This window comes from Allobosea sp. 05T422_2, assembly GCF_056396265.1.
Window position 1 is genome coordinate 1 of the sequence record NZ_JBFTLD010000274.1, and the last position, 8,839, is coordinate 8,839.

Here is an 8,839-nt window from a genome sequence, read left to right on the forward strand (position 1 = left end):
CCTACCTACGGGCCGACCAACAAGAAAGCCTACGACCTCGGCACGATCGAGGCGGCCTATGCCAAATCACTGCCGTCGCATCCCGACAATGCCGCCAAGCAGGTGCCGATCGACCTCGACTGGTACACCAAGTTCGAGACCCAGGCCTCGGCGGCCTACCAGAACATGCTGACCGAATGAGACTGGCGGCTGATCCCGGCGAGCGGGAGGCTGCCATCGCGGCAGCCCCGCTCGTCTCACCCGCAGGCAGGGCGCTGCCGATCGCAGTGCGGCGCTTGAGCAAGGCCTATGGCGCCGTCTCGGTGCTCGACGATGTCGATCTCGACGTCAGGCCCGGCGAGTTCCTGACTCTGCTCGGCCCATCGGGGTCGGGCAAGACGACCCTGCTGATGGCGATTGCCGGCTTCCTGCGGCCCGACAAGGGCAGCATCCGCTTCGGCGAGCGCGAGGTCGTCCGGCTTGCGCCGCACAAGCGCGAGATCGGCATGGTCTTCCAGAACTACGCCTTGTTTCCGCATATGGACGTCGCCCGCAATGTCGGGTTCCCGCTCAGGCTGAGGCGCGTCCCGGCGAGCGAGATCGCCCGGCGCGTCGAGGCCGCGCTGGAGATGTTCCAGCTTGGCGGCTATGGCGGGCGCAGCATCAACCAGCTCTCCGGCGGCCAGCGCCAGCGCGTCGCGCTTGCCCGGGCCATCGTCTTCGAGCCGCGCATCATCCTGATGGACGAGCCGCTCTCGGCGCTCGACAAGCAGCTGCGCGAGCGCATGCAGATCGAGCTGCGCCAGCTCCATGACCGGCTCGGCACCACCACCGTCTATGTCACGCATGACCAGCGCGAGGCCCTGACCATGTCGGACCGCATCGCGGTGCTCGATCGCGGTCGGATCGCGCGGATCGACACGCCGCGTGCGATCTACGACCAGCCCGGCAGCCGTTTCGTCGCCGAGTTCATCGGCGAATCCTCGTTTCTCGATGTCGCGGTCACCGATGGCATCTGCCGGGCTGCCGGCGCCGTCATCCAGGCGCCCAAGGTCCCGGCCGGGCAGCGGAACTGCGTGATGATGCTGCGCCCGGAACGGCTACGCATCCTCGACGGCAGCGAAACCGAGGCGATGAACCGCTTCGAGGGCACGGTCCAGAGCGCGATATACCAGGGCGACACGCTGCTGCTGCAGCTCGTKCTGGGCGATGGCAGCCTGGTCAGCCTGCGCATGGCGACACGGGGCGACGATGCCGCGCCGCCGGCACGCGGCACGCCGATCGCGGTCGGCATCGCCGTCAGCGACACCGTCCTGCTGGGCGACGAGGGGAGGGCGCGCAAGTGAGCGCGCCCGGGCTCAACATTGCCGGCGGGGCCGGCGACGATTTCCATGCCGCGGCGCTGCGCCGCGACCATTGGCGCGAGCGGTTCGGGCTGGCGGCGCTGGCCGCGCCTGCGCTCCTGCTCGTCACGATCACGGTGCTGCTGCCGGTCGGCTGGCTCTTCGGCCTGTCTTTCCTCGACGATGCCGGCGCACCGAGCCTGGAGCATTACCGGCGCATGCTGGCCGAGCCTTCCTATGGCCGGACCTTCCGCACGACCTTCGAGATCAGCCTGCTGACCACGGCGATCTGCATCCTGCTCGGCTATCCGCTCGCCTATTTCCTGTCGCAGCTGCCGCGGCGCGCCGCCAATCTCTGCATGATCGCGGTGCTGCTGCCGTTCTGGACCTCGCTCCTGGTGCGCACCTATGCCTGGCTGGTGCTGCTGCAGCGCCGCGGGCTGATCAACACCTGGGGCATGGAGCTCGGCATCTGGAGCGAGCCGCTGCAGCTCGTCCACAATGTCGCGGGAACGCTGATCGGCATGGTCCATATCATGCTGCCCTTCCTCGTCCTGCCGCTCTACGGAACGATGCGGGCGATCGACCGCGACCTGCTGCGGGCGGCCTCCAGCCTCGGCTCGACCCCGGCTCACGGCTTCTGGACCGTGTTCTTTCCGCTGTCGCTGCCCGGTCTTGCCGCCGGCTCCGCGCTCGTCTTCGTGCTCTGCCTCGGCTTCTACGTGACGCCGGCGATGCTCGGCGGCGGCAAGGTGACGATGGTCTCGAACCGCATCGCCAACGATATCGAGCTGTTCTTCAACTGGGGGGCGGCGAGTGCGCTCGGTGTCGTGCTGCTAGTGATCACGCTCGTCGTGCTCGTCCTGGCTGCCCGGCTCTCGCGCGGCGCGGGCCTCTTCGGCGCGGGGCATTGATATGAGCTGGTTCGATCGTCCCGCCAGCGACACGCAGATCACGCACCGGTCGCGGCTCTGGCTCTACGGGCTCGGGGTGCTGGTGCTCGCCTTCCTGGCCCTGCCGACGCTGATCGTGATCCCGATGTCGTTCTCTCAGTCGCAGTATCTGGAGTTTCCGCCGCGGCAATGGTCGTTGCGCTGGTACGAGGCGTTCTTCTCCTCGCAGAGCTGGATGGCGGCGACGGGGACCTCGCTCAAGGCCGGCATCTGCACGGCGCTCGTGGCGACGCCGGTCGGCACGCTTGCGGCCTATGGGCTGCATGTCTCGCGGCTGCGCTTCGGCGGGGTCGTGATCCTGGCGCTGCTGACGCCGACGATCGTTCCGGTCATCCTCGTCGGCGTCGCGCTGTTCTATGCCTTCGTGCAGCTCAAGATGGTCAATTCCTTCCTCGGCATCGTGCTCGCGCACACGATGCTTGCTGTGCCGATCGTGATGATGATCGTCGGCTMGGCCCTGAAGAGCTTCGATCTCGACCAGGAGCGCGTTGCCCGCAGCCTGGGCGCGACGCGGGCGCAGGCCTTCCTCCAGGTGACGATGCCCCAGATCGGCTTCGCCATCGTCACCTCGGCCCTGCTCTCCTTCCTGACCTCCTTCGACGAGGTGGTGGTCTCGCTCTTCGTCTCCGGMGGCGACAACTCGACGCTGACGCGCGCGATGTTCATGGCGCTGCGCGACCAGATCGACCCGACCATCGCGGCGATCTCGACCATCATGATCGTGATCACCTCGCTGCTTCTGGCGGCCTCGCAACTGCTGGGCAAGGCGGAGAAATAAAGGCAATGGAGTCAATCCTTTGCCGGTAGACGTGGCATATGCCGGCCGACCTGGCGAGACCGTGACAAGCTGAGCGGCGCGCCCTATTCATGACAACCTGAGCTTGCGGCCGACCAAAGCAGCGCAACGCTGGCGGCCATGATCGGGATGGGGCATGCGGGACGCACCGGATTGGGTGAAGGGCGGCGTTCTGCGCCGCGGCCTGGCCTTCCTGATCGATCTTGTCGTCGTGATGATCGTCACCCAGGCACTGGCGGCCGTCCTGTTCCCGCTCTCGAACGGGGCGCTGATCGACGGCTCGAGCTTCATGACGGACTGCCGGCCCGCGCAAGGCCGCCCCGCGACGATCGAGATCCCGGCCGGCTTCCGGCCGACTTCAGAGAGCATCTGCACGAAATCGCTGTTGGGGCAGCCGACCGCCCGGCTCTACACGCTGTCGCGGCAGGAGGCCGGTTCAAGCGTCACGACCTCGCTCAGCTATGCGCTGAGCGCTGAGTACCAGATGACGCTGGCCTTCGACCTGTCGGTCCTGCAATGGCCGCTGCTGGCGCTGATGCGGTGGCTGCTGGAGATCCGCGGCGTGCCGAGCCTCGGACGCCATCTGTTGTCCCTGCGCGTCCTGCCGCGGTGGGACGAGCCGGTCGCTGCAGCAGAGATCCGCGCCGCGCTCGCCCGGCGCTACATCCTGTTCGCGCTGCCCGGCGTGGCGCCTCTGGCAATGGCGATCCTGCTGTTCGCGGCCCTTCGCTCAGGGGCGCCGCTTCCGAACGATCTGGCATCCATCCTGGGTTTCCTCGGCAACTTGCCGCTCGCCATGGCGGTGATCGCCGCCTTGTACGCGATCGCGCGAGGTCGCGACGCCTTCTACGACGAAGCCGCAGGAACCACCGTGCTCCGCCTCGTGAACGGGGCCAGGGAGGTCGCATCTGAGCAGCCTCCTGGTGCAGAAACTGGCATTTCGGGCGACGCTTCGCGGAAAGCCGCGCTGTCCGCCGGTCTCCGGCCCATCCCCTGGGCGACGCTGGCGCTGGCGGCTCTCCTCATCCTCGTCTTCATCGGCGAACTGGCCGAAACCTATGTCCGGTCCCAGAGCCTTGGCGTCACCGGCGTGACCATCGTGCTGTTCGGCGGCGTCTCCAGCGAACTCGCCATTCAGGCCGGGCAATGGTACCGGCTGGTCCTCGCCATGTTCCTGCACTGGAGCGCGGCGCATCTGATCGGCAATGTCGTCATTCTCGCGCTTGCCGGCTGGTTCCTCCAGCCGGTCCTCGGGAGGGGCTGGCTTCTCGCCATCTTCCTGCTTGGAGGGCTTGCGGGGGCTCTCGGTTCGATCCTGGTGAACCCGGCAATCCTGATTGGTGCAGGGGCTTCCGGCGCGATCATGGCCGTGATCGCTGCGGGCCTCGTGGTGAGCCTCCGGCTTGCCGACGATGCCCGCCGGCTCTGGCTGCAGGCATTCTGCGTCGCGATCCTGCTCGCAACCTTCCTCGCCGGCGGCAGGCTCGCGGCTGGAGAGCTCGACCATGCCAGCCATGGCGGCGGTGCTCTTACCGGGGCCATGCTCGGCGCCCTGATCCTGCGGTCCTGGGATGCCGGGACGCGGCGTCCGCGCTGGGCCCGCCCCGCGCTTGCAGTCGCACTCGGCCTGACAGCCTTGACATTCCTCTCGATTCCGCGGGCGGGCTTTGGTGACGTCGCCCTGGCGCGGTTGACCATCCCGCCGGAGCAAGTGCCAAAGACCGATGCCGAATGGTTCGCACGCTCCGCCGAGCTCGTTCGCCAGTATCCGCGCGATCCGMGCAGCCATCTCGCCCATGCCGTCGCGGTCGGCAACGACAAGGCTGCGCGCGAGAGGGCCTTGACGCTGGTCAGCAGGACCCAGGCGGCCCTGTCCCCGGCCAGTCTTCCCGAGGTCGAGCAGAACGCCTTCCTTGTCGTGGGCGAAGCGCGGCGCAAGGCGCGAGACTGGGAAGCCGCGCGCGACCTCTTCACACGCGCGAGCGCCACAACGGCGCCGCCTATGCCCGCGATCTATGGCTGGCGCGCACAGACTGAACTCGCGCTCGGCTTGCTTGACGCGGCGCTTGAAGACGCAGAAGTCCAGGTTCGCCTGCAACCATCCAGCACCCAGGCGCTGGTCGATCTGGCTGGTATCTTCGACGCCATGGGCCGGCAGCGCGACGCGATCACTAGGCTCGATCAGGCGCTCGCCATGGAGCCGGACAATGCCGGCATACTGCGCTATCGCGGCTGGCTTGCCTTCTTCGACGGCCGGCCCAAGAAGGCCATTCAGGACCTGGAACGGGCTCTCACGCTGAAGCCCGAAGACGCCTATGCCGCCCTGTGGCTGCACATCGTCTCCGCACGTTCGGGGCGAGGGGGGCGGCTCGCCTCGGCGGCCAAGGGGGTCGACATGACTGTCTGGCCAGCCCCGATCATCCAGTTCTATCGCGGCGAGATCGACCGCAACGTCTTGCGCGCGGCAACGCAGAGCCGAGACCCGATCACGCATGGCGAACAGACCTGCGAGGCGAATTTCTATCTCGGCGAATGGCACCTTCTGGAGAATGCCAAGGCCGAGGCCGACCCGTTCATCTTTTATGCGGCCACGAGTTGCCCGAAGACCTTCGTGGAATGGGCGGCCGCCCGCACCGAGCGCCGCCTGATCGAGCGGTGAGGGGCGCGGGACGCCCCGACCTCGTCAGACCGAGATCCACTTCTCATCCGACACTGCTGCGCGCCCTTCATCCCTGAGCTTGAGCAGATGCGCCGCCACATTGCGCTCCGCGGCGCGCCGCAGCCATGGATCGGTTTGCGAATAGAGCAGATCGACGAGATCCCAGGTTCCCTGCGGCCCTGCCTTCAACGCATCGGCAATGGCGTTCTCGCGCCTGAGGCGATGCTCCAGCAGCTCGGCGACATAGGGCTGCGGATTGGGCAGCGGCGGCCCATGCCCGGGCAGATACAGGCTGTCGTCGCGCGCCAGCATCAGCCGTAGGCTTGCAACGTAATCGGCCATGTCACCGCCCGGCGGCGCGACGATGCTGCTCGACCAGGACATGACGTGGTCGGCGCTGAACAGGATCCCGTCCCGGAAGGCAAAGCAGAGATGGTCGGAGGCGTGTCCGGGCGTGTGGATCGCCGTCATCCCCAATGCGGTGTCGCCGTCCTTCAGCAGGATATCGGGGATAAAGGCGTCATCGGCGCTGAGATGGTAGGCGTATGTCTTCGCGCCGGTGCGGGCCTTCAGGCCGGCGGTCGCGCCGAGATGGTCGGAATGGGTGTGACTCAGCACGATCGCAGAAACCGCACCGCCCGTGGCGCGCAGGATGTCGTCGAGATGCCCGGCATCGTCGGGGCCGGGATCGAGAACCACGAAGCCGTCGCCATCCTCGATCAGATAGGTATTGGTGCCACGATAGGTCATCAGGCTCGGATTATTGGCGACGATACGGGAGATGCMGGGGACAACCTCCATCGGCCGGCCGCGCGGCGGCTCCGGTTCAGTCAGAAAGGCCAAAATCCTATCCTTCGCTGGGGCGATGCAGACCGAGCCCCGTCCTGCTCGCTCTTACGCGATGTCGAAGGCAGGAGAAATTGCGCGCAAGGTATAGCGGGGTTCTGCCTCTCGGTGATCGCCTCGGATGCCATGCTCCTCGTCGGGAGCGCGGATGACCGCAGCTTCCAGCATGCGGCATTCGCCCATGGCGATCCGGTGATCGGACGAACCGGCTCGCCACCAGGCAGTCAAACCAGCGCGCTCAGGCATTCTCCAGCATCGTCTCGGTGTGGAGCGCGCATTTCCAGGATTGGCCGTCCCTGACCCATGTCGTGCTATCCGCGCATTTCATGTCCATGGGTTTGCCCTTCATGTCGCCCTTCTGATGCACCTTGTAGGCGATGACGGCGACTTCGTCGGTCGGCATGATCACATCGACATCGCTGAGCTTGAAGCTCCGCAGCGTCCACCGGCCTTCTTCCRTCATGGCTTCATACTTGGCGGGGTCGATCTTCATCGCCCCCATCGGGCCGGTGATCAGACATTCCTCGGCAATCATCGATTTCGCGAGCTTTGCATCCTTGTCGACCATGGACTGCCAGAAGCGCGTCTCGAGATCGATGATGGTTTGCTTGTCTCCGGACATGGCTGTTCTCCTTCTAGGAAGAGAACGAGCATCGGTGGAGCAGGTTCCGGGAAAGGGGGCGCCGCCCTTTGCCCGCCCGCCGAGGGATCGTCATGGCTCAGGCGCTGCGGGTAGATCGCCTGCGGATGAGTGTCCAGGCGAGCAGAAGTCCCACACTGAAGGTGATCGCAGCATAGATCGCCGGTGCGGGATTGCTGAGCGTGCTCTTCGAACCTGCCCAGGCGACGATGAAGGCAAAGGGTATGACGCCGACGCAGTAGCCGAACAGGAAACGTCGAAACCGCATCCGGGTCATTCCGGCAATGGTGCAGCTGAGCTCGGGCAGGATCGGTAGCGCCTGACACGCAAACAGCGTGAGCAGATCGTTCTTCGCAAAGGCTCGCTCGATCTCCGCGAGCTTTTCGCCATCCTTGAAAAGCCTGGCGAGGACGGGTCTGCCAAAGCGGCGCCCCATCCCATATCCGCCGAGCCCCAGCAGCATCAGCCCGGTGGTGGCGGAGGCTCCGCCCAGGAGCGGGCCCATCGCATATCCCGCGATCAGGATCGTCGTCATCGTGGGCACTGCAATCAAGAGGTCGATCGCCAGCAGGAGGACGACACCCGCCCCCAGATAGAGCGGATTGATCTCCTTCGCGGCCTCGATGAAGGCCAGCGCACTGCGCTCGGAGACCAGACCTGTCGATTTGACGATGAGCGCGGTTGAAGCGAACGCGAGCGCAAGGACAAGCGCGACTTTCAGAAGGCCCTTCATGAGCCGCGCATCATCCTGCGACTGAGCCCGGGCGCCAGCCTGGATATCAGCGGCAAGAGCCTCGCCTTTCCGACATGGATTTCCGGCCGCGCACACCTGACGCCCGCCAGGATCGCCTCCGCGGCATCGCGAGCCGATATCTTTCCGCTGCCGCGCCCCGCCGTCATCGGGGTCTCGACCAGGGGAAGGATCGCCTCGATCACCGCCACCCCGTCCGTTTCGAGCTGGTAGCGCAGGCTCTGGGAAAAGCTGTGCAGCGCCGCCTTGGTCGCGCAATAGAGCGCCGTCCGCTGCTTCGGGAGGAGAGCCAGTCCCGAGGAGATATTGACGATCGCGGTCCCGATGCCCTGCCGTCTCAGACCCGGCAGAAATGCGTGGGTCAGCAATGCCGGGGCCAGCAGATTGACCGCAATTTCGGCGTCCATCTGCAGGGGATCGAAATCGGGATCGGTCAAGGCGACGGGATATTGGAGCGCCGCATTGTTGATGAGCACGCTCAGATCGGCATGGCGCGCCGCGATGTCGGCTGCCACCGCCCTGACCGCCGCAGGATCGGCCAAGTCGATGTCGATCGCCTCCAGTCCGTTGCGCGGCTCGAGCCGGTTTGCGCTTCGTGCCAGCACAATGACGGAGTGCCCGGCGGACAGGAGCTTTTCCAGCATCTCGGCTCCGATGCCCGAGGTGCCGCCCGTCAGAACGACTTTCGAGGATCGAGAAAGCGGGGTACGCATTCCGATGTCTTTTCTGGGGTCGTTGAGAAAGCCGAGTTTTGGCGGGGATGTTGAGCAAGCGCCCGACGACATCGGCCACTGCCGTTTGCGGCGTGTCAGGCTGGGGTCTGGCGTGGGCGCCGGCACGCACGGAACTCGGCGAAAGGTTCGGGCGAGAGC

8 protein-coding genes and 1 pseudogene are annotated in these 8,839 nt (G+C 66.2%); 5 read left to right on the forward strand and 4 right to left on the reverse strand.

Translation table 11 applies throughout. The features are described from left to right. The 5 genes and pseudogenes from AC1DJT_RS30665 to AC1DJT_RS30685 all read left to right on the forward strand — a co-directional run. Nucleotides 1–180: pseudogene (locus tag AC1DJT_RS30665) on the forward strand (hypothetical protein); the annotation flags it as partial. Next, nucleotides 177–1,325, forward strand: a complete 1,149-nt coding sequence (locus AC1DJT_RS30670; RefSeq protein ID WP_441506677.1) for an ABC transporter ATP-binding protein — start codon at nt 177–179, stop codon at nt 1,323–1,325. The pseudogene AC1DJT_RS30665 and the gene AC1DJT_RS30670, both read left to right, overlap by 4 nt. Continuing rightward, nucleotides 1,322–2,236, forward strand: a complete 915-nt coding sequence (locus AC1DJT_RS30675) for an ABC transporter permease (RefSeq protein ID WP_441506678.1) — start codon at nt 1,322–1,324, stop codon at nt 2,234–2,236. Before AC1DJT_RS30670 ends, AC1DJT_RS30675 begins: the two co-directional genes overlap by 4 nt. A 1-nt stretch (nt 2,237) precedes the next feature. Next, a complete protein-coding gene (locus AC1DJT_RS30680) occupies nt 2,238–3,053 on the forward strand; it encodes an ABC transporter permease (protein WP_476835526.1) in 816 nt (271 codons plus the stop codon). Nucleotides 3,054–3,207: 154 nt separating this feature from the next. Then, on the forward strand, nt 3,208–5,730 hold the full coding sequence (locus AC1DJT_RS30685) for a rhomboid family intramembrane serine protease (RefSeq protein ID WP_476835527.1): 2,523 nt from the start codon (nt 3,208–3,210) through the stop codon (nt 5,728–5,730). A gap of 24 nt (nt 5,731–5,754) precedes the next feature. On the opposite strand, the gene AC1DJT_RS30690 is transcribed toward AC1DJT_RS30685, so the two are convergent. From AC1DJT_RS30690 to AC1DJT_RS30705, 4 genes are all read right to left on the reverse strand, one after another. Continuing rightward, nucleotides 5,755–6,573: an MBL fold metallo-hydrolase gene (locus AC1DJT_RS30690; RefSeq protein WP_476835528.1), complete on the reverse strand. Its 819-nt coding sequence runs from the start codon at nt 6,571–6,573 to the stop codon at nt 5,755–5,757. Nucleotides 6,574–6,814: 241 nt separating this feature from the next. Next, the gene (locus AC1DJT_RS30695) at nt 6,815–7,198 is read right to left on the reverse strand and encodes a nuclear transport factor 2 family protein (RefSeq protein WP_476835529.1); all 384 of its coding nucleotides are present in this window, start codon (nt 7,196–7,198) and stop codon (nt 6,815–6,817) included. A gap of 97 nt (nt 7,199–7,295) precedes the next feature. Continuing rightward, complete coding sequence (locus AC1DJT_RS30700; RefSeq protein WP_476770864.1) at nt 7,296–7,949, reverse strand: TVP38/TMEM64 family protein; 654 nt, start codon at nt 7,947–7,949, stop codon at nt 7,296–7,298. Continuing rightward, nucleotides 7,946–8,680: an SDR family oxidoreductase gene (locus AC1DJT_RS30705; RefSeq protein WP_441506682.1), complete on the reverse strand. Its 735-nt coding sequence runs from the start codon at nt 8,678–8,680 to the stop codon at nt 7,946–7,948. The genes AC1DJT_RS30700 and AC1DJT_RS30705 overlap by 4 nt, the downstream gene beginning before the upstream one ends. Between the last annotated feature and the right edge of the window lie 159 nt (nt 8,681–8,839).

Excerpts from the sequence above, each read along its gene's own strand:
- AC1DJT_RS30700 (WP_476770864.1), bottom strand. The coding sequence starts at position 7,949 with ATGAAGGGCCTTCTGAAAGTCGCGCTTGTCCTTGCGCTCGCGTTCGCT.
- AC1DJT_RS30705 (WP_441506682.1), bottom strand. The coding sequence starts at position 8,680 with ATGCGTACCCCGCTTTCTCGATCCTCGAAAGTCGTTCTGACGGGCGGC.